This window comes from Exiguobacterium sp. s34 (assembly GCF_018617435.1).
GTDB classification, from domain to species: Bacteria; Bacillota; Bacilli; order Exiguobacteriales; family Exiguobacteriaceae; genus Exiguobacterium; species Exiguobacterium aestuarii.
The window spans coordinates 1-19,978 of record NZ_JACSKE010000001.1 but is presented as its reverse complement, the minus strand read 5'-3'; the positions used below and the strand labels follow the sequence as shown (position 1 = coordinate 19,978).

Sequence of the window (19,978 nt, the reverse complement as noted above, 5' to 3'; positions counted from 1 at the left end):
GGAGCGGGTTCGTTACAATAGAAGAGAGGGGGGAGAACGATGCAACGGCAAGAACAAAAACAGGTGCAACAGCAACAGATGACACAAGACCTTGTGCAACGGCTGCCGGTACTCGAGGCGGATCGTCTCGCGCTCACGTTTCGTCTAGCACGGCTCGCGCGACATAATCCAAACATTCATTTCGGGAGCGGGGATCTCGGATGGATTGCAGATGCGGCGAGTGCGTTCGAAGAGAAGCTGTTCACGCAGATTCGGGAAGGAAGCGGAAGCGAGACGGAGAAGGAGCTGAGACGACAACTCGTCCTCTTGCTCGATCATCGAGGGTTGTTGCCGGACACGAATGAGGGATTGGCGGAGCGGTTCGGTATCGACGTCTCTCAAATCGAACAGGCGAGACAGGCACTCCTATTTCTTGAACCGACGGGGATCGGGGCAAGAACGGAACGGGAGTGTCAGTATCGGCATGCGATTGAGCATGAGGACCCGCGCGTCGTCGATGTATTCGATGCGATTGAGAGTGGAGTGAGCCATCAACAGATGGCAAGCGCGCTCGCGATTTCGGAAGAAGAACTAGCCCGTCTAGAACGGATTGTCGCGACACTCCCGAAGCGTCCTTTATTATATGAAGAAACGGGGCACGTCTATCCGGAAGTCGAAGTGTGTGTGGAGGACGGGGAGCTTGTCACGACGTGGCTCAGTCCTGAACTTGACGAGACGCGTGTCGGGAATGACCGCGAGGCGAAATGGTGGATGACATCCCTTGCGATGCGTAACGAGACGCTTCGAGACATTTGGGCGGTCATCGAGTCGCGTCAGACCGAGTGGCTCAAAGGAGAACTTGTCCTCCATCCGTTGACACGTCGTACCGTCGCGCAACAAATCGGAAAGCACGAATCAACGGTCGGGCGTGCCATACAAGGGAAGTTCGCGAAGACCGAGGGCGGAATCATGGAATGGCGACACTTTTTCGTCCGGTCGACGAGTCATGGGCATTCGCCGTTCATGATCAAACGGACGCTCGCGGAACTCATCCAACGAGAGAAGGCGCCGCAAAGTGATCAAGCCCTCGCTAAAGAGCTCGCCCGATACGGATATCTCGTGACGCGACGGACCGTGACGAACTATCGTGAAGAACTCGGATTCGGCAATTCACGTGAGCGTGAGCGACAGTTATGGAAAGGATGACGAAAATGAAATTTACATTATATAAACGTGACAATTGTTCACTCTGTGACGAGGCAATCGTCATGCTCGAATGGTTGCAGGAAGATTATCCGATCGAACTCGAACAGGTCGACATCACGGGAGACGAGGTACTTGAGGCGAAGTACCTCTTCGAAATCCCCGTTCTTATACACGAAGGACAAGTCATCAGTCAAGGGCGATATGATGACAACAAAGTTGAAGATTTTGTTAAGTATACGCTTACATCGAAAAAAAACGTTTGAAGGGGTTGCCAGACGGAAAAGTGATTGATAAGATGAACTCGTAGCGGTGGGACGCAAATAAAAAAGTGGGACAAAAGTTGTCCACACTGAAAGTCGAGGGGGGAAGAGCATGATCCAGCAACTGATTCACGTTCAGAAGCAAATTGTCCCTGACCTGCTCGATACGCTCCGACATCGTTACGATATCTTACATTATGTCCGCTTGATGCAGCCGATTGGCCGCAGGACACTCGCAACGAGTTTGGGACTGACCGAACGGGTGCTCAGACGAGAAGTCGACTTTTTGAAAGACCAAGGTCTTCTTTACGTCGCTACTCAAGGAATTTCCCTTAGTGAGACGGGACGAAACGTCTTACGGGACTTGCACGAGATCATGGGAGAACTTCTCGGAATCTCAGAAGTGGCAAGAGAGCTCGAAGAGAAATTAGGGGTTCGCCAAGTCGTCATTGTACCAGGTGATTCAGATGAGACATTCTGGGTCCAACGCGATATCGGACGGGCAGCGGTCACGCAGTTAAAAGCGCGGCTCGCACCGGATGATAACGTGATTGCGGTAACAGGTGGAACGACGATGGCATCGGTTGCGGCGATGATGTCGCCCGATAAAAAAGAACGCCCGATGCATTTTGTGCCCGCACGCGGAGGTCTTGGTGAAACGCTTGAACTTCAAGCGAATACCGTCTGCTCACGCATGGCGGACCGGGCCCACGCAGACTATCATCTTCTACATATTCCGGATGAAGTGTCACAAGAAACATTCGACCGGATGGTGGAGGAACCTAGTATTAAAAATGTACTGGAAATGATTAGAGCGGCGCGAATTGTGGTACATGGAATTGGTGAGGCAGAAACGATGGCAAAACGCCGTCATGCATCACCGGAGCATTTGCGGATGATTGAAAGGCATGACGCCGTCGCCGAAGCATTCGGATATTATTTCAATGCGGAAGGTGAGATCGTTCATCGCGTCAAGACGGTCGGGATCCAACTCGAAGAGCTGGATGACATGGATACCGTCATCGCGGTTGCTGGAGGAAAATCGAAGGCACAGGCGATCGCCGCTTATGCGAAACACACGTCGAACATCATCCTCGTCACAGACGAAGGTGCGGCGAAAGAATTATTAACTTGTTATTAAAGAGTTGACCCCCCGTTGGCTCTTCAATAAATAGCTTCTACCCTAAGGAGGAAATTAACATGGCAGTAAAAGTTGGTATTAACGGATTTGGACGTATCGGTCGTTTGGCATTCCGCGAGATCATCAAAAACGAAGGGATCGAAGTTGTTGCAATCAACGACTTGACAGACACGAAGATGCTTGCGCACCTTCTCAAGTATGACACGACTCAAGGTCGTTTCGACGGAGAAGTTGAAGTACATGACGATCACTTCCTCGTAAACGGAGAGAAAGTTATCACGCTTGCTAACCGTAACCCTGAAGAACTTCCATGGGGAGACCTCGGTGTAGACATCGTTCTCGAATGTACTGGATTCTTCACTTCTAAAGAAAAAGCTGAGCTTCACTTGAAAGCTGGCGCGAAGAAAGTTGTTATCTCGGCTCCTGCTACAGGTGACATGAAGACTGTTGTTTACAACACAAACCACGACATCCTCGATGGTACTGAAACAGTCATCTCAGGTGCTTCTTGTACAACAAACTGCTTGGCACCAATGGCTAAAGTACTTCAAGACCAGTTCGGAATCGTTGAAGGTCTCATGACTACGATCCACGCTTACACTGGCGACCAAAACACGCTTGACGCTCCACACCCGAAAGGTGACTTCCGTCGTGCACGTGCAGCTGCAGCGAACATCGTACCTAACACAACAGGTGCTGCTAAAGCAATCGGTCTCGTAATCCCTGAACTTCAAGGAAAACTTGACGGTGCTGCACAACGTGTACCAGTTGCTACAGGTTCACTTACTGAGCTCGTAACTGTACTCGACAAGCAAGTATCTGTAGACGAAGTAAACGCAGCGATGAAAGCAGCAGCAAACGAGTCATTCGGTTACACTGAAGACGAAATCGTTTCTTCTGACATCGTTGGAATCACATACGGTTCACTCTTCGACGCGACTCAAACTAAAGTAATGACAGTTGGCGACAAGCAACTCGTTAAAACAGTTTCTTGGTATGACAACGAAATGTCTTACACTGCACAATTGGTTCGCACAGTTAAGCACTTCGCTAACATCGCGAAGTAATTTCGTGAACTAAATAGAATCAAATAGGAGCGGAAACAAGAGATTGTTCTCCGCTCTATTTATGAAATGACACGCACGACATATGGAGGCGAAAGTTATGAACAAACAGTCTATTCGTGACATCGATGTAAAAGGGAAACGCGTCTTTTGCCGCGTTGACTTCAACGTTCCACTCAAAGATGGCGTCATCCAAGATGAAACTCGGATCCAAGCCGCACTTCCAACAATCAAGCATTTGCTTGACGGTGGTGCGAAACTCGTCCTTGCGAGCCACCTCGGCCGTCCAAAAGGCGAGAAGAACCCTGAGTTCTCACTTGCTCCAGTAGCGAAGCGTCTCGCTGAGCTCCTCGGAAAAGATGTACCGCTCGTCGAAGAAGCATACGGTCCGGTCGCAGAAGAAGCGGTCGCTAAACTCTCTGAAGGCGATGTCGTCGTTTTAGAGAACGTTCGTTTCTACCCAGGTGAAACGAAAAACGACGCTGAACTTGCAAAAGGATTCGCAGCACTTGCTGACGTATACGTCAACGACGCGTTCGGCGCGGCTCACCGTGCACACGCTTCAACTGAAGGAATTGCACACCACGTGGATACAGCCGTTGCTGGTCTCTTGATGGAAAAAGAACTTGAAGTTCTCGGTAAAGCTCTTTCTAACCCAGACCGTCCGTTCACGGCGATTATCGGCGGGTCGAAAGTAGCTGACAAGATTGGGGTCATCGACCACCTTCTTGACATCGTTGACACACTCATCATCGGTGGCGGACTCTCGTACACGTTCTCGAAAGCACTCGGGCACGAAGTCGGGACGTCGCTCCTTGAAGAGGATAAGCTTGACCTCGCTCGTCAATTCATGAAGAAAGCAGAAGACAAAGGCGTGAAGTTCTTGATGCCTGTCGACTGTGTCATCACGAAAGAATTCGGCGAAGAAACGTATGTCGGCCCAGTCGATATCGACTCGATCCCAGCGGATCACATGGGTCTTGATATCGGACCGAAGACAGTCGAACTTTACGCGGACGCGATTCGCGAATCGAAACTTGTCGTATGGAACGGACCGATGGGCGTATTCGAACTTGATAAATACGCAAACGGAACGAAAGGTGTCGCTCAAGCACTTGCAGACAGCGATGCATATTCAATCATCGGTGGTGGCGACTCAGCCGCTGCGGCAGCCAAGTTTGGTCTTGCTGACAAGATGAGTCACATTTCAACTGGTGGTGGCGCGTCACTCGAATTCATGGAAGGCAAAAAACTTCCAGGTGTCGAGGCGCTTAACGACAAGTAATTTAGAGGAGGGTTATCGATGCGTAAACCGATTATTGCAGGTAACTGGAAAATGAACAAAACACTCTCGGAAGCAGTCGCTTTCGTAGAGGAAGTTAAAAACAACATCCCGTCTACTGACAAAGTAGATGCAGCGATTGGTGCTCCGGCACTTTTCCTCGCACCGATGGTAGAAGCAGCTAAAGGGTCAAACTTGAAGCTCGGTGCACAAAACATGTACGACAAAGATAGCGGTGCCTACACTGGCGAAATCAGCCCAGCTATGGTCGCTGACCTCGGCGTGACTTACGTCATCCTCGGTCACTCAGAACGTCGCGAGTACTTCGGCGAATCAGATGCGTTCATCAACAGCAAAACGAAAAAAGCGTTCGAACACGGTCTTACGCCAATCGTTTGTGTCGGTGAAACACTCGAGGAGCGCGAAGGCGACAAGTTCGAAGAAGTCATCAAAACACAAGTCGAAGGCGGTCTTGCTGACCTCTCTGCTGACCAAGTCAAACAACTCGTCATCGCGTATGAGCCAGTTTGGGCAATCGGTACAGGTAAATCAGCGGACGAAGCTGACGCACAAAGCTCTTGTAAGTATGTTCGCGACGTGGTGAAAGGTCTTTACGGCGAAGACGTAGCGGCTGCAGTACGCATCCAATACGGTGGATCTGTAAAACCTGAGAACATCAAAGAGTACATGGCACAAGAAGATATCGACGGCGCACTCGTCGGCGGTGCTTCACTTGAAGCAGCTTCGTTCCTCAAATTGTTGGAGGCGATTTAAATGGCTAGACCAGTCGCACTCATCATCTTAGATGGTTTCGGGATGCGTGACGAATCGTTCGGTAACGCGGTCTTGGCTGCAGACAAGCCGAACTTCGATCGCTACTGGGAGCAGTATCCACATACGCTCTTAAACGCAAAAGGCGAGTACGTCGGTCTTCCAGAAGGGCAGATGGGGAACTCGGAAGTCGGTCACTTAAATATCGGTGCCGGTCGAGTTGTCTATCAGTCACTCTCACGCGTCAACAACGCAATCAAGGATCGTTCGTTCTTCGACCGTCAGGCGATGAACCATTTGGCAGGACATGTGAAGAAACATGACTCGAGCCTCCACATCATGGGCCTCGTGTCAGATGGTGGGATTCACTCGCACATCAAACACATGTATGCCATCGTTGAGTTCGCAAAACTCCACGGTATTGAAAAAGTGTACATTCACGCGTTCACGGACGGCCGTGACTGTGATCCGAAGTCAGGTGCTGGTTTCCTCAAGGAAACAGAAGAAAAGCTCGCTGAACTCGGTGTCGGTCAAGTCGCTAGCGTGTCTGGTCGCTACTATGCCATGGACCGCGACAACCGTTGGGAGCGCGTCGAGAAAGTATACGACGTCCTCGTAAACGGAAAAGGCGAAGTCGGTACGGACCCAGTCGAGGTTCTCAAGAAGTCGTATGAGAACGATTTGACGGATGAGTTCGTCTTACCGACAGTCATCGAAAAAGATGGCAAGCCGATCGCAACAATTCAAGACAACGATGCGATCATGTTCTTCAACTTCCGTCCGGACCGGGCGATCCAGTTGTCGAAAGTATTCAAAGAGAAAGCTGGATTCGAAGGCTTCAAACTCTCTGAAAACCATCCTGAGAACCTTCTTCTCGTTTCGATGACGAAGTACTCGGATGATATCGACACGGACATCGTCTTCCCACCGGAAGATTTGAAAAACACACTCGGGGAAACACTCTCTGCGCAAGGATACAAACAGCTCCGTGCCGCAGAAACAGAGAAGTACCCACACGTCACGTTCTTCTTGAACGGGCAAAAAGAAAAGCCATTCGAAGGCGAGGATCGTCTCCTCGTACCTTCACCGAAAGTCGCGACATACGACTTGCAACCAGAAATGAGTGCGTACGAACTCACAGACGGCTTGCTCGAGCGTATCGAGTCGGATGAGTATGATGCATACATCATCAACTTCGCGAACCCGGATATGGTTGGTCACTCAGGTAAGCTTGAGCCGACGAAGAAAGCGATCGAAGCAGTCGATGAGTGCCTCGGTAAAGTAGTGGACGCATTACTTGCTAAAGGCGGCGCGGCCATCATCACAGCAGACCACGGGAACGCAGACATCGTCACGAACCCGGACGGCTCGCCGATGACGGCGCACACGACGGAACCTGTTCCGTGTATCATCACAAAAGAGGGAGTCGAACTGAAACCAGTTCTCGAAGGCGCACTTTGCGACCTCGCCCCAACACTTCTCGACCTTCTCGGTGGAGAGCAGCCAGCTGAAATGACTGGTTCATCAATCGTTACAAAATAATACAACTATTTTTCAAACGAAAAGGAGCGATTTTTCATGTCAATGATTACAGAAATTTACGCACGCGAGATTTTAGATTCACGCGGTAACCCATCAGTAGAAGTAGAAGTCTTCACAGAAGACGGCGGTTTCGGCCGTGCCCTCGTCCCATCAGGCGCATCAACAGGTGAGCACGAAGCAGTTGAGCTTCGCGATGGCGACAAGTCACGTTACCTCGGTAAAGGTGTCTTGAAAGCAGTTGCGAACGTGAACGACACAATCGCACCAGAACTCATCGGCTACGATGTCTTCGACCAAAACGCAATCGATGCGAAAATGATCGAACTCGACGGTACGCCAAACAAAGCTAAACTTGGTGCTAACGCAATCCTCGGTGTGTCAATGGCAGCAGCTCACGCAGCAGCAGATGAGCTTGGTCTCCCACTTTACACATACCTCGGTGGATTCAACGCGAAGACACTTCCAACACCAATGATGAACATCATCAACGGTGGTTCACACGCGGACAACAACGTGGACTTCCAAGAGTTCATGATCATGCCTGTTGGCGCACCGACATTCCGTGAAGCGCTCCGTATGGGTGCTGAAGTATTCCACGCCCTCAAATCAGTTCTTTCTGGTATGGGTCTTAACACAGCAGTCGGTGACGAAGGTGGTTTCGCACCAAACTTGAAATCGAACGAAGAAGCGATCACAGTTATCCTTGAAGCGATCGAAAAAGCTGGTTACAAACCAGGCGAAGACGTCTACCTCGCAATGGACGTTGCATCTTCTGAGTTCTACGACAAGTCAACTGGTAAATACGAACTCGCTGGTGAAGGCAAGTCACTCACAACTGCTGAGCTTGTAGACTTCTACGCTGAGCTCGTTGACAAGTACCCAATCCTCTCAATCGAAGATGGTTGTGACGAAAACGACTGGGATGGCCACAAGCTTCTCACAGACAAAATCGGACACAAAGTTCAACTCGTTGGGGATGACCTCTTCGTAACGAACACATCTAAACTTGCTGAAGGTATCGAAAAAGGAATCGCGAACTCGATCCTCATCAAAGTTAACCAAATCGGTACGCTCACAGAAACATTCGACGCGATCGAAATGGCTAAAAAAGCTGGTTACACAGCAGTTGTCTCACACCGTTCTGGTGAAACAGAAGACGCGACAATCGCGGACATCGCTGTTGCGACAAACGCTGGACAAATCAAAACTGGTTCACTTTCACGTACAGACCGTATCGCGAAATATAACCAACTTCTCCGCATCGAAGACATGCTCGGCGATGTAGCGAAATACGACGGCATCAAGTCGTTCTACAACCTCAAAAAATAATTGATTGTTTTCAGGCTCGCCGCATGGCGGGCCTGTTTTTTTGTGGAATATCCATTCAATCGACGGGCGTGAACGCTCTGTGTCGGAACTCCTCGTCATCGATATCTTATGTTGCTGTATACTGAACATGACTGAAAAACAGTAGGGGGGATTGGGTGGACGAATTGAATGAACAAGAAGAACGACTGAGCGGGGGGAACGTATCGACCGTCTATAAAAAAGGGAATTACGTCTATCGTACGCAGAAGGATGGCAGTTCGAATATTCATCGGTTGTTGAGGCATCTGGAGGCGAAGGGGATTTCAGAGGTTCCACGGTTTGTGGGAATCGACGAGCAAGGTCGCGAAATCTTAACGTATTTAAATGGAGAAACTGCAGACTATCCTCTCAAATCCTATATGTGGTCCGATGAGGCGATTCAAGGTGCTGCACGACTGATGAGACGGCTACATGATGCGTCGTCAGATTTTGAGTGGTCAGCGGAGTGGGTACCGATTGACAACACACCTCAACCGTTAGAGGTCATTTGCCATAATGACTTCGCCGTCTACAACACGATTTTTTATGAGGGGAAAGTATCGGGGATCATCGACTTTGATTTGGCTGCGCCAGGTCCGAGAGCTTGGGACATCGTCTACGCACTCTACACATTCGTTCCGCTCAGTCGCCGCCATCAAGCTGAATCGGGAGAGGCCATCTATTACGATGCGGTTCGAGATAATGAGACGTATAAAAAACGTGTTTCATTATTCTTAAAGGCATATGGTTGGGATGACGCAAAAGAAGACTTGTTTGAGATGCTACAGTTACGCATCGAGGCACTCTGCCTCTTGATGAAGCGGAAAGCGAACGAAGGGGATATCGCCTTTCAAAAGATGATGGATGAAGGGCATTACGATCATTATCAAGAAGAACTTCGTTTCATTCAAATGCATGGATCGAAATGGTTCTGAAGCGATGTGGGAAGGGAATATAACTAGTGAAGCATAAATGAGGGAGGCGTTTCTCATGATGATGCTAGGGATTCTTCTGGTCATCGGTCTGATCGCATTTGGAGTGTGGTACTATCTGAGAACGAAGCGCGACGACGATTGGTCATGACGATTTTGTCATGACCTCTATTTTGTGTCAGAACACACAAATTTTGGGTATACTCTTTACATAATGCGTAAAGGAGCCATTGCTTATGACACGAGTACGTAAAGCTATCATCCCAGCCGCCGGTCTCGGTACCCGCTTCCTACCAGCCACGAAAGCCATGCCAAAAGAGATGTTGCCAATCGTCAACAAGCCGACGATTCAGTTCATCGTCGAGGAAGCCGTCGCTTCTGGAATCGAAGACATCATCATCGTCACGGGTAAGAACAAGCGTGCCATTGAAGATCATTTCGACCGCGCGCTCGAGTTGGAACAAAACTTGGAGTCAAAAGGGAAGACCCGCTTACTCGAATCCGTCCGACACTCCTCGAATTTGGCGAATATTCACTACATACGCCAACAGGAGCCAAAAGGTCTCGGTCATGCGATCTGGTGCGCCCGGAAATTCATCGGGGACGAGCCGTTCGCCGTCTTGCTCGGGGACGACATCATCGAATCCGACGTACCTGCGACGAAGCAGTTGATTGATCAATACGAGGCACATGACCGTTCCATCATCGGTGTGCAGCGCGTCCCGTATGAAATGACGAACCGATATGGTATAATTGACCCGCTTGCCGTCGAAGGGAAGCTCATTCCGGTGCGGACGTTCGTTGAGAAACCACCCATCGGTGAGGCCCCGTCGAACTTCGCCATCCTCGGTCGCTACATCCTGAAACCGGACGTCTTTGAGGCGTTATCGGGGCAAGAAGCAGGTGCCGGCGGCGAGATTCAATTGACGGATGCGATCGCACGCTTGAATGAGGCGCAGACGATTTTCGCCTACGAGTTCGACGGTCGACGCTATGACGTCGGGGAGCCGATCGGATTCGTCGAGACGACGATTTGCCACGCGCTCAGCGATCCTGATTTAAAAGATGACGTCCATGCCTTGTTAAAACGGCTCGTGGACGAACTTGATCAACAGTAAGGTGTGTTATTTTTGAAAACAATGCTCATGGTGTGTCAAAACTATTATCCGGAGATCGGCAGTGCCGGCAACCGGATGCAAAACATTACGCATTTGATGAAGCAGCGCGGGTATGAAGTCGAGGTCATCACGGCCGCCCCTTCGTACCCGAGCTTTGATATGTATCAGGACGACCGTTTCTGGAATGACCGGGAGCTGAACAACCAACCGTTCATCAAACGGCTCATCACGAAGAAGCGGAAACATACGTCCAACATGGTCAGCCGTCTCTTCTTGTTCCTTGAACAGATGGTGAAAGGGATCGGGTCCGTCCGTCAGTTAAAATTGAAGCCAGACGTCGTATTTGCGACGACCCCTTCTTTTTTTATGGCGTTTGTCGGAGTATATGCGAAACGGCAATACCGTGTCCCGCTCATTCTAGACGTCCGTGACCTTTGGCCGGAATCGGTGAAAGGGGTCGGTGTGTTCAAACACGATTGGGTGCTCGCACCGGCATTTTGGCTCGAGAAGCGGTTATATCGTGCCGCCGACGAGGTCATCATCAACTCGGAAGGATTCCGCAGCTATCTTCGTCAACGCGGTGTCCCGAACGAGAAGATTCACTATATGCCGAACTCGATTCGGGAATCGGAACGAACGCTTGAGCGGACGATCCCACCGGACGACCGGATGGAGATTTTATATGCCGGAAACATGGGGCTCGCGCAGGACGTCTCGCTCTTGCTCGAACTCGCCGAACGGTTCCGAGACGAACCACGGATTCATTTCAAACTGATCGGCTACGGGTACCGGAAAGAAGAGTTGAAGCAGACGATCAAAGAGCGTGGCTTCCAAAACTTCTTGTTCCTAGAAGCGATGCCACGGACCGAGGCGTTCCAGGCGATTAAAAATGCGGACGTCGCCTTTGTCAGCCTGATCGAGCAAGAAGTGTTCGATACGGTCATTCCGGGGAAACTCATCGACTATATGGCGGTCGGCAAACCGATTGTCGCAGCAGTGTCAGGCCATGCGGCGAATGTCATTGAAGCGGCCGAGGTCGGGTTCGTCTCACGGAAACGAGATATCGATGAGATTGAACGAATCCTGCGCAAGCTCCTCGACCGACCGGACCTTCGGGAGACGCTCGGGGCGAACGGGATTCGTTACGTCAAAGAGAATTTATGTTGGGAAGAGAATATCGACGTGTTAGATCAAGTCGTACAACAGTTAGTGATGGAGGAAACACGATGAAGTCAGTATGTATGTTTGTATGGAACCATTTTACGAATGATGCGCGCGTCCTTCGCGAATGCTCGGCACTCGCTGAGGCAGGTTATGAAGTTGATTTGATTGCGCTTCAAGATCCAAAAAATAAAGAGTTACCGAAAGAAGAGATGCGTCCGGAAGGCTTCCGCGTCATCCGCGTGAAGCGTCAGCCATCGATTCTCGTCAACGCGCTCAAGTTCGCGAAGAAGACGTACCAATGGGTGAGCGAGAAACGGACCCGTCAAATCGGTGCCGGACTCGTCGGTGCCGGCTTGTTCCTACTCGCACCGTTCACGATGCTCGCTCTCGGGGCAGCGGTCGGGACAATCTTGTTGCCGCAAGTGCGTAAGCAAATCGTCAACGCGAGTGCGATGCTCGAGATGGTGTTCACGTCGACGAAGAAGTCATACGACTTTTATCATGCGAACGATTTGAACACGCTCCCGCAGGCACTCCTCGCCGGAAAAGTGTTCAACAAAGGCCGGATCGTCTATGATTCGCACGAGGTACAGACGGACCGTACCGGTTACGGCTACATCCAAAGTAACCTTGAAGGATGGCTCTTGCCGTTCGTCGACACGATGATGGTCGAGAATCATACACGTGCGGCACATAACGAAGAGTTATACGGATTCTATCCGTACGTGCTCCACAACTACCCGTTCTATCGTCCGCTCGACTTCTCGCTCCGTAAGGACTTACATGCGCTCCTCGACTTGCCAAAAGACGAGAAGATCCTCTTGTATCAAGGTGGGATCCAAGCAGGGCGCGGTCTCGAACAGCTCGTGCTCGCGGCGAAATACTTCAAAGAAGGTACGCTCGTTATGATCGGGGACGGGAAGCTCAAACCGACGATTCAACAGTTGATCGAGACAGAAGGCGTCGGCGATCGTGTCAAGATGATTGACAAAGTACCGGTCGAAGCGTTACCTTACTATACGATGAACGCCTACCTAGGCTTCCAAGTGTTGAACAACGTCTGCTTCAACCACTACTCGGCATCATCGAACAAATTGTTCGAGTATTTGATGGCCGAAGTACCGGTCGTCTCATGTGACTTCCCTGAAATCGAACGGGTCGTTGCGGGGAACGATGTCGGGGTGCTCGTCGACTCGCACGATCCACAATCGATCGCAGACGGCGTCAACCGTATGATTGAAGACCAAGCACTCTATGCGCGTGTCAAAGAGAACACGAAGACCGCGCGTGAGAAATATAACTGGGATTTGGAAAAAGAGGCACTCTTGAACGTCTACGCGAATGCTGCGGAGCGCAAGTTGCCGATTATGAAAGACGGTGCGCCAAAGCCAGTACAATCTTAAGACTGCGGCTTTGGCCGCGGTCTTTTTTATATGGAGGGAGGACATTTATGAAACGTCAACAGCAACATCTATTACGTCAACAAGTATGGCGCAAGCTACAAACCATCTCGGTGAAGGATATCGCCTGGATCATCACGGGCTCATTCATTCTCTCGTTCGGGGTCAACTACTTCACCGTACCGAACGATTTCTCGGAAGGTGGCCTGCTCGGGGTCACGATCATCCTGTACTACGTGTTCGGCTGGGACCTCGGGCTCACGTCGATCATCGGGAACGGGATTCTCTTTATCGTCGGCTATAAACTGCTTGACCGTCGGACAATGGTCTATTCGGTCATCGCCGTCGTCGCAACGTCATTCTTCCTTAGTTTGACGCACGACTGGGGCAGCCCTGCTGAGGACAAACTGCTCGCGGCCGTTTACGCCGGGATCATGATCGGGGTCGGGATCGGCATGGTGCTCCGTGTCGGCGGGACGACCGGTGGGGGCGTCATCATCGCCCGCCTCATGGAGCGCTATCTCCATTTGAGTGTCGCCGTCTCGATGTTCATCATCGATGCGATCGTCGTCGCGACATCTGGCTTCTTCTTAGGGGAGCAGGTCGTCCTCTATACGCTCATCGCCATCATCATCGGCTCGTGGGTCATCGACCTCGTAGCGGAAGGACTCAATATCCGCAAGGCCGTCACGATCATCAGCGACAAGCAAGAAGAGCTCGCCGTCGTCTTGACGGAAACGCTCGGGCGCTCGGCAACGATCATCCATGGACATGGCTACTATACGAAGCAAGATAAGAACATGTTGTATATGATTGTCGACAAACGGCAGATTGCGCCACTCAAAAAAATCGTCCAAGTGACGGACGACCGTGCCTTCGTCGTCATCCACCAAGTGAAGGAAGTCATCGGGGAAGGGTTCAGCTACCCGTCCCGATAATTTGAATGCTGGTGTTTTGACGATAACTTCTATATAATAAAAGGCGTGTAAATAGAAGGAGGAACTGACTACTATGCAAACGATCGCTACAATCAGCCTACTTGTCGTGGCTGTCTTATTGATTGTCGTCGTACTGCTCATGTCAGGTCGGTCGCAAGGTCTTGGAGCGATTGCAGGTGGCGCGGAGCAGTTGTTCGGACGCCAGAAAGCGCGCGGCTTCGATGCTGTTTTGAACCGAACTGCAGCTGTACTAGGCACTTTGTTTTTCATTTTAGGATTACTAGTCGCATCACTATGATGATAAGGCTGATCGTTCTCGATTTTCACGTGAGGCGGTCAGCTTTTGTTTTTTCGATTTATTTTTTGGGAATAATGTAGATACGAGGAGATGACAGATAAAATGAAAGTGACTGCACCAAAACCGTTCTTCTTCGAGGGCGGAAAACGTGCCGTGTTGATGTTACATGGCTTCACTGGATCGAGCGCGGATGTCCGCATGCTCGGTCGCTTCCTTCAAAAAGAAGGATACACATGTATGGGACCGATCTATCGTGGTCATGCCGTCCCACCGGAAGATTTACTCCAATATGGACCAGAAGACTGGTGGGAAGACGTCTTGAACGCCTACCAGACACTCGTAGACAAAGGCCATGAGGAGATTGTCGTCTGCGGACTATCGCTAGGTGGCGTGATGTCGCTCCGTCTCGCCGAGGAGAAAGACGTCAAGGCGGTCATCCCGATGTGCGCGCCGACTGGAATCGATGCCGAGGACCGCTTGTACAAAGGAGTCCAGGCATATGCCCGAGAATATAAGGGTAGAGAAGAAAAGTCGCCGGAACAAATCGAGCAGGAGATGGCAGAGTTCAAACCGATGCCAACGCTAAAAGACCTCCGTGCCTTCGTCCGCGACACGGCGTCGAAACTCGAGGACATCTTCGTCCCGACACTCGTCGTCCAAGGCGCCAAAGACAACATGATCGACCCGGAATCGGCGAATCAGATTTACGAGGCGGTCAACACGTTCCAAAAAGAGTTGCTCATCTATGAGAACTCGGGACATGTGATCACGCTCGACAAAGAAAAAGAGAAACTGCACCAGGACGTGCTCGATTTTCTCGAAACGTTAGACTGGTCAGTTTAAGAAGGAGGTGTCACGTTGAATTTACGTGACCAATTACTAGAGATCTTACAGGCGAGCGAGAAACCGCTCTCTGTCGATCAACTGACCGAGCGACTACAGCTCGCGTCGACGGATGACTTCAAAGAACTCATCCGCACATTGAATGCCCTCGAAGAAGAGGGTGCCATCGGCCGGACGCGGACGAACCGTTACGGGACGCTCGCCTCGCTCGGCCAAGTCGCGGGGATCATCTCGATTCACCAGCGCGGATTCGGCTTCTTGTCGGTCGAAGGGGAAGCGGAAGACGTGTTCTTGCCGCCCGACCAACTGAAGGACGTCTACCATGGCGATACAATCCTCGTCAAAAAACGTGAGGACAACCGTGGCAAGACAGAAGGAATCCTATTGAAAGTATTAAAGCGCGGACTCTCGGAGTTCGTCGGGACGTATACGCTCCCGAGCGGTCGACTCGACCAGTTCGCCTTCATCGAGCCGGATGACAAGCGCATCAACTTCTGGCCGGTCGTCAACCCGGACAAATCACTCGGTGCCGTCGACGGGCATAAAGTCGTCGTGCGCATCACGAAGTATCCGGACGGACGCTTTGCCGGTGCCTGTGACGTCGTCCGCATTATCGGGCATAAGAACGACCCAGGCGTCGACATCTTGTCGATCGTCTATAAGCACGGCATTCCGACGGAGTTCCCGGAGGACGTGATCGCTCAGGCGAACGCCGTACCGGACGAGGCGGATGAGAAAGACTTCATCGGTCGTGTCGACCTTCGTGACGAGACGATTTTCACGATTGACGGCGAAGATGCGAAAGACTTGGATGATGCCGTCCACGTCAAAAAACTCGATAACGGGAACTACGAGCTCGGTGTCCATATCGCCGACGTCTCGCATTACGTGAAAGAGGGCTCACCGCTCGACGTCGAGGCACTCGAGCGCGGGACGAGTGTGTATCTCGTCGACCGCGTCATTCCGATGTTGCCGCACCGACTCTCGAACGGCATCTGTTCCCTTAACCCGCACGTCAACCGCTTGACGCTCAGCTGCGTCATGGAGATCTCCCCGCAAAACGGGAAGGTCGTCCGCCACGACTTGTTCCCGAGTGTCATCAAGACGACGGAACGGATGACGTATACGAACGTCCGTGAGATTATCGAGCGCGATGACGAAGAGACGTTGAAAAAGTACGAACCGTTCATCGGTGAGTTCGACCTCATGGCAGAGCTCGCGGAAGTGCTTCGGAAACGCCGCAACTCGCGCGGTGCCATCAACTTCGATTTCGCCGAGGCGAAAGTCGTCGTCAACGAGGAAGGGAAGCCGGCGGATATCGTGCTTCGTCCACGTTCGGTCGCTGAGAAGTTGATCGAGGAGTTCATGCTCGCGGCCAACGAGACAGTTGCGGAACATTTCCACAAGATGGACGTACCGTTCATCTATCGTGTCCACGACAATCCAAAACCGGACAAGCTCGATTTCTTCTTCGACTTCGTCGCAAACTTTGGCGTTCACATTGAACGTATCAAGGGCCAGACGGTCGAACCGAAGACGCTTCAAAAGATTTTGAAGGCGATTGATGGGGAACCGGAAGAGCCGGTCATTAGCACGATCATGCTTCGTTCGATGCAACAGGCGAAGTATGACGACGTCTCGCTCGGTCACTTCGGACTCGCGACGGACTTCTATACGCACTTCACGTCACCGATCCGTCGTTACCCGGACTTGATCGTCCACCGTCTCATGCGCACGTACGTCTTCAACAACGATTTGTCGGAGCAGACGATTGCGAAGTACGAGGACCGTCTCGGGGCGATTGCCGAACAGGCATCGAAACGGGAACGTCGCTCGGTCGACGCCGAGCGCGAGACGCAGGCACTCAAGAAAGCCGAATACATGGAAGCCCATCTCGGTGAAGAGTTCGATGGTGTCGTCGCCGGCGTCACGAACTTCGGGATGTTCATCGAGCTCCCGAATACGATTGAAGGGCTTGTGCGTCTCCAGTCGATGGATGACTACTACCACTTCGACGAATCACAGCTCATGCTCCTCGGGGAGCGGACGAAACGTCAGTTCCGGATCGGGGACGCCGTCCGTGTCAAAGTCGACGCCGTCAACTTAGACGAGCGGACGATCGACTTCACGGTCGTCGGCATGCCGAAACGGGAACCATCGACACGTCGCCAACCGACGACGATCAAAGCGAAAGGCGGTCGTCCGAAGAAGGACGAGAAAGACCGTCGTGGCGGTCGAGGTCGGGACGACAAGAAGAAGCGTGGCAAACCAGGAAGACCTGGAAAGCCGGGTAAACCAGGTGAGAAACCGAAACGAGACGGGGAGAAGTCTTCCCAAGGCCGTTCGGCACTCGACCTGAAGAAGAAAGACAAGCACAAACGAAAAGGCGACGCCAAACGAGGAGCGAAGAAACGTCGCTGACGGGGAAGGGCTCGTCCCTTCCTCCGTATCTTGTAGATAAAGGACTGAATGTGTATGGCCAAGAAGAAAGATTCGAACGCACTCGCCCAAAACCGCAAGGCGTCCTTCGATTACGCGATCGAGGATACGATTGAGGCGGGCATGGTGCTCACAGGGACGGAGATCAAGTCGGTCCGTCAATCGAAGATTAACATCGCGGATGCGTACGTCCGATTCGACGGGGGCGAGGCGACGCTTCACAACTGTCATATCAGCCCGTTCGACCAGGGGAACCGCTTCAACCATGAACCACTCCGCGTCCGAAAGCTATTGTTGCATAAGAAGCAAATCAATCAGCTCATCGGGGCGTCAGGGCGTGACGGCTACACGATCATCCCGCTCAAAGTGTATATCAAGAACGGGTTTGCCAAGTGCCTGCTCGGCGTCGGAAAAGGGAAGAAGAAGTACGACAAACGTGAGGACTTGAAGAAGAAAGACGCGAAACGTGACGTCGACCGTGCAATGCGCGATCGGCAAAAATACTGACAACGAATCCTGATTGTGGTATATTAAATATAGTACCAATTACCACCCCGGGGACGTTATGGATTCGACGGGGGTAGGTCGGTCGTATGTGGCGTGTCGAGGGGGCGGCCTCGTTAAAACGCAAACGCCTATAACTGGCAAAACTAACACACAACTCGCAGCAGCCTAAGTGCCCTGCGGATCCTGACATCCATCGCTTGTGTGGATGACTTTCAGGGTCTCAAACTAAGCAAGCTACGCTTCAACCTCGCCGTCTGAGGGCGCGAAGAAGAGATGAAACAGACTGGATGCGACAACGCCTGTTTATCGGCAGTGTCACATCGAGATTCAATAGATAAACTACACACGTAGAAGCATACGTTACGATGCCTTCGGACGCGGGTTCGACTCCCGCCGTCTCCATTTTAAGCGGTCTGTAACGACTGCGATCAATGATTTTCATGAAGACCTTCTAATTTCATTGAGATTAGAGGGTCTTTGCTTTTGATTGAGAGTCAGCCACAGAGAAAGGAAGGTGAAGAGCATGGGGAAATATCAATTAGACACGAGAAGCAAGGTAGCTGCGGCGAAGTATCAAGACGGCAAAAAGCCGACTGTCTCGAACAAGAAGGAACGATTGAACAAGCTTCGTGAAGCGTATTTGCAGAAGCAACAAGAGAAGAAGTGATTTGACGAAGGATTATTGAGTATCTGCTCATTAATCCTTTTCTTTATGGGTAACAGACACTGTTCATTAGATTTTCGAATGGATTCAAGGGGTTGAGCATCCCTTTGTTGAATAGAAACTACGAGTTGTTTTTTAAAAATCGTCATGAAAATATACATACCAAAGGAGAATTCCTCATGTCTAAAAAATCGACGGAAATGATCGTGAATGGAGTCAAAAAATATGGTCCGACAGTGGTCGAACTTGCATTAAAACATAACAAAGAAATCATTGGAGCTCTAGGGTCAGTCAATTTAAAGAAACGATTAAATAAATCCGATGATTCCAATCAAAGCTCTAAGATAGTCAAAGGCAAGAACATGCATCCGCGAAAGCAACGCTATCAATACTATTTAACTGAAGTGACTCCTACGTTGGATACTCGAAATCGTGATGAGTTACTTGAATATAAGTTGGAAGTGGAGCATTGTATTCAACAAATCAAAATGGAGCAAGCACGAGACATTGTCATCAAAAAACAGATTCATGAGGGCCGGATAAAAGAGTGGGAGACCATTTTATCTCATATCGTGAGCCAAATGACCATCAAAGACTATATGGAATATTTGAGACTTTTCAACAACCCAGAATATCAAAGTGAATATTTCGCAGGTTTTAAAGGCGATGTAGATAAATTTAAAAAACTGAACACGGTCGAACAGTATGATGCACTCGTTCAGTATGTTCATGAAAAGACAATGATTGATATCGAACAAATCAAAAGAGAGTTTTCTGCTCCTGTATGAAGCACTGCAATCCACTTCCTATCTGTATTCGTTATAATCAATAGTGCAACGAATAGATGGAGGTGAAGCTGTTGGGATGGGATTTAACAAAAGCAGGCGAGAATTCTCCCTCCTCTAAGCGTCTCGGGGCGTAGCCCAGCGTAGGTGGGAGATGAATCGCCCGGTCCAAAAAACTTTTCCCCCTGTGACAAATATGACGAACAAAGGTTCGTGATTCCGTCAGATTCTCCCTCCCCCTCCACGGGTATCGGATGAGGAAGACACATCACGATCTTCGGAAGGGAGGAGGGACGGA

The 19,978-nt window shown here is 50.8% G+C and carries 19 protein-coding genes and 1 other RNA gene; all 20 read left to right on the top strand.

Annotation, left to right across the window (positions count from 1 at the left end; genetic code table 11):
- Positions 1-39 precede the first annotated feature (39 nt).
- The 20 genes from KNO87_RS00100 to KNO87_RS00005 all read left to right on the top strand — a co-directional run bounded on the left by KNO87_RS00100 (position 40) and on the right by KNO87_RS00005 (position 19,683).
- The gene (locus KNO87_RS00100) at positions 40-1,185 is read left to right on the top strand and encodes an RNA polymerase factor sigma-54 (protein ID WP_214795442.1); all 1,146 of its coding nucleotides are present in this window, start codon (positions 40-42) and stop codon (positions 1,183-1,185) included.
- A 5-nt stretch (positions 1,186-1,190) separates the two neighbouring features.
- Positions 1,191-1,448, top strand: coding sequence for a glutaredoxin family protein (locus tag KNO87_RS00095; RefSeq protein WP_251126064.1), 258 nt, complete (start codon positions 1,191-1,193; stop codon positions 1,446-1,448).
- Positions 1,449-1,557: 109 nt separating this feature from the next.
- A complete protein-coding gene (locus tag KNO87_RS00090) occupies positions 1,558-2,586 on the top strand; it encodes a sugar-binding transcriptional regulator (protein WP_012726913.1) in 1,029 nt (342 codons plus the stop codon).
- Between the two features lie 59 nt (positions 2,587-2,645).
- Entirely contained in the window at positions 2,646-3,653 is a 1,008-nt protein-coding gene (gene gap, locus KNO87_RS00085) for a type I glyceraldehyde-3-phosphate dehydrogenase (RefSeq protein ID WP_012726912.1), read from the top strand.
- A 97-nt stretch (positions 3,654-3,750) separates the two neighbouring features.
- Entirely contained in the window at positions 3,751-4,935 is a 1,185-nt protein-coding gene (locus tag KNO87_RS00080) for a phosphoglycerate kinase (RefSeq protein WP_214746065.1), read from the top strand.
- 18 nt (positions 4,936-4,953) lie between these two features.
- Positions 4,954-5,706 carry a triose-phosphate isomerase gene (gene tpiA / locus KNO87_RS00075; protein WP_034778525.1) on the top strand — a complete coding sequence of 251 codons (753 nt, stop codon included), beginning with the start codon at positions 4,954-4,956 and terminating at the stop codon, positions 5,704-5,706.
- Positions 5,707-7,245 (top strand): 2,3-bisphosphoglycerate-independent phosphoglycerate mutase, encoded by a 1,539-nt coding sequence (gene gpmI, locus KNO87_RS00070; protein WP_214795444.1) that lies wholly within the window; start codon positions 5,707-5,709, stop codon positions 7,243-7,245.
- 36 nt (positions 7,246-7,281) lie between these two features.
- The gene (eno, locus tag KNO87_RS00065) at positions 7,282-8,574 is read left to right on the top strand and encodes a phosphopyruvate hydratase (RefSeq protein ID WP_012726908.1); all 1,293 of its coding nucleotides are present in this window, start codon (positions 7,282-7,284) and stop codon (positions 8,572-8,574) included.
- Between the two features lie 155 nt (positions 8,575-8,729).
- A complete protein-coding gene (locus KNO87_RS00060) occupies positions 8,730-9,527 on the top strand; it encodes an aminoglycoside phosphotransferase family protein (RefSeq protein WP_214795446.1) in 798 nt (265 codons plus the stop codon).
- Positions 9,528-9,760: 233 nt separating this feature from the next.
- Positions 9,761-10,642: a UTP--glucose-1-phosphate uridylyltransferase GalU gene (gene galU, locus KNO87_RS00055; RefSeq protein ID WP_214795448.1), complete on the top strand. Its 882-nt coding sequence runs from the start codon at positions 9,761-9,763 to the stop codon at positions 10,640-10,642.
- Positions 10,643-10,663: 21 nt separating this feature from the next.
- A complete protein-coding gene (locus KNO87_RS00050; RefSeq protein WP_251126725.1) occupies positions 10,664-11,872 on the top strand; it encodes a glycosyltransferase family 4 protein in 1,209 nt (402 codons plus the stop codon).
- A complete protein-coding gene (locus KNO87_RS00045) occupies positions 11,869-13,209 on the top strand; it encodes a glycosyltransferase (protein ID WP_214795453.1) in 1,341 nt (446 codons plus the stop codon). The genes KNO87_RS00050 and KNO87_RS00045 overlap by 4 nt, the downstream gene beginning before the upstream one ends.
- A 47-nt stretch (positions 13,210-13,256) precedes the next feature.
- Positions 13,257-14,144, top strand: coding sequence for a YitT family protein (locus KNO87_RS00040; protein WP_214795455.1), 888 nt, complete (start codon positions 13,257-13,259; stop codon positions 14,142-14,144).
- Positions 14,145-14,217: 73 nt separating this feature from the next.
- Positions 14,218-14,442, top strand: coding sequence for a preprotein translocase subunit SecG (secG, locus tag KNO87_RS00035; RefSeq protein ID WP_012726902.1), 225 nt, complete (start codon positions 14,218-14,220; stop codon positions 14,440-14,442).
- Positions 14,443-14,532: 90 nt separating this feature from the next.
- A complete protein-coding gene (locus KNO87_RS00030; protein ID WP_483298050.1) occupies positions 14,533-15,285 on the top strand; it encodes an alpha/beta hydrolase in 753 nt (250 codons plus the stop codon).
- 15 nt (positions 15,286-15,300) lie between these two features.
- The gene (gene rnr, locus KNO87_RS00025; protein ID WP_214795459.1) at positions 15,301-17,706 is read left to right on the top strand and encodes a ribonuclease R; all 2,406 of its coding nucleotides are present in this window, start codon (positions 15,301-15,303) and stop codon (positions 17,704-17,706) included.
- A gap of 54 nt (positions 17,707-17,760) precedes the next feature.
- On the top strand, positions 17,761-18,231 hold the full coding sequence (gene smpB, locus KNO87_RS00020) for an SsrA-binding protein SmpB (protein ID WP_214693541.1): 471 nt from the start codon (positions 17,761-17,763) through the stop codon (positions 18,229-18,231).
- A 49-nt stretch (positions 18,232-18,280) separates the two neighbouring features.
- Positions 18,281-18,636, top strand: a transfer-messenger RNA (tmRNA) gene (ssrA, locus tag KNO87_RS00015).
- Between the two features lie 118 nt (positions 18,637-18,754).
- Positions 18,755-18,898 (top strand): alcohol dehydrogenase, encoded by a 144-nt coding sequence (locus KNO87_RS00010; protein WP_214746089.1) that lies wholly within the window; start codon positions 18,755-18,757, stop codon positions 18,896-18,898.
- Positions 18,899-19,074: 176 nt separating this feature from the next.
- The gene (locus KNO87_RS00005) at positions 19,075-19,683 is read left to right on the top strand and encodes a hypothetical protein (protein ID WP_214795461.1); all 609 of its coding nucleotides are present in this window, start codon (positions 19,075-19,077) and stop codon (positions 19,681-19,683) included.
- Positions 19,684-19,978 lie beyond the last annotated feature (295 nt).

What these genes read in the sequence shown, in the direction of transcription:
- KNO87_RS00100 (WP_214795442.1), top strand. Translation starts at nt 40, where the DNA reads ATGCAACGGCAAGAACAAAAACAGGTGCAACAGCAACAGATGACACAA.
- KNO87_RS00040 (WP_214795455.1), top strand. Translation starts at nt 13,257, where the DNA reads ATGAAACGTCAACAGCAACATCTATTACGTCAACAAGTATGGCGCAAG.
- KNO87_RS00050 (WP_251126725.1), top strand. Translation starts at nt 10,664, where the DNA reads ATGCTCATGGTGTGTCAAAACTATTATCCGGAGATCGGCAGTGCCGGC.
- KNO87_RS00030 (WP_483298050.1), top strand. Translation starts at nt 14,533, where the DNA reads ATGACAGATAAAATGAAAGTGACTGCACCAAAACCGTTCTTCTTCGAG.
- secG (WP_012726902.1), top strand. Translation starts at nt 14,218, where the DNA reads ATGCAAACGATCGCTACAATCAGCCTACTTGTCGTGGCTGTCTTATTG.
- KNO87_RS00010 (WP_214746089.1), top strand. Translation starts at nt 18,755, where the DNA reads ATGGGGAAATATCAATTAGACACGAGAAGCAAGGTAGCTGCGGCGAAG.
- tpiA (WP_034778525.1), top strand. Translation starts at nt 4,954, where the DNA reads ATGCGTAAACCGATTATTGCAGGTAACTGGAAAATGAACAAAACACTC.
- gap (WP_012726912.1), top strand. Translation starts at nt 2,646, where the DNA reads ATGGCAGTAAAAGTTGGTATTAACGGATTTGGACGTATCGGTCGTTTG.
- KNO87_RS00005 (WP_214795461.1), top strand. Translation starts at nt 19,075, where the DNA reads ATGTCTAAAAAATCGACGGAAATGATCGTGAATGGAGTCAAAAAATAT.
- KNO87_RS00095 (WP_251126064.1), top strand. Translation starts at nt 1,191, where the DNA reads ATGAAATTTACATTATATAAACGTGACAATTGTTCACTCTGTGACGAG.
- eno (WP_012726908.1), top strand. Translation starts at nt 7,282, where the DNA reads ATGTCAATGATTACAGAAATTTACGCACGCGAGATTTTAGATTCACGC.
- KNO87_RS00080 (WP_214746065.1), top strand. Translation starts at nt 3,751, where the DNA reads ATGAACAAACAGTCTATTCGTGACATCGATGTAAAAGGGAAACGCGTC.
- gpmI (WP_214795444.1), top strand. Translation starts at nt 5,707, where the DNA reads ATGGCTAGACCAGTCGCACTCATCATCTTAGATGGTTTCGGGATGCGT.
- KNO87_RS00045 (WP_214795453.1), top strand. Translation starts at nt 11,869, where the DNA reads ATGAAGTCAGTATGTATGTTTGTATGGAACCATTTTACGAATGATGCG.
- galU (WP_214795448.1), top strand. Translation starts at nt 9,761, where the DNA reads ATGACACGAGTACGTAAAGCTATCATCCCAGCCGCCGGTCTCGGTACC.
- smpB (WP_214693541.1), top strand. Translation starts at nt 17,761, where the DNA reads ATGGCCAAGAAGAAAGATTCGAACGCACTCGCCCAAAACCGCAAGGCG.
- KNO87_RS00090 (WP_012726913.1), top strand. Translation starts at nt 1,558, where the DNA reads ATGATCCAGCAACTGATTCACGTTCAGAAGCAAATTGTCCCTGACCTG.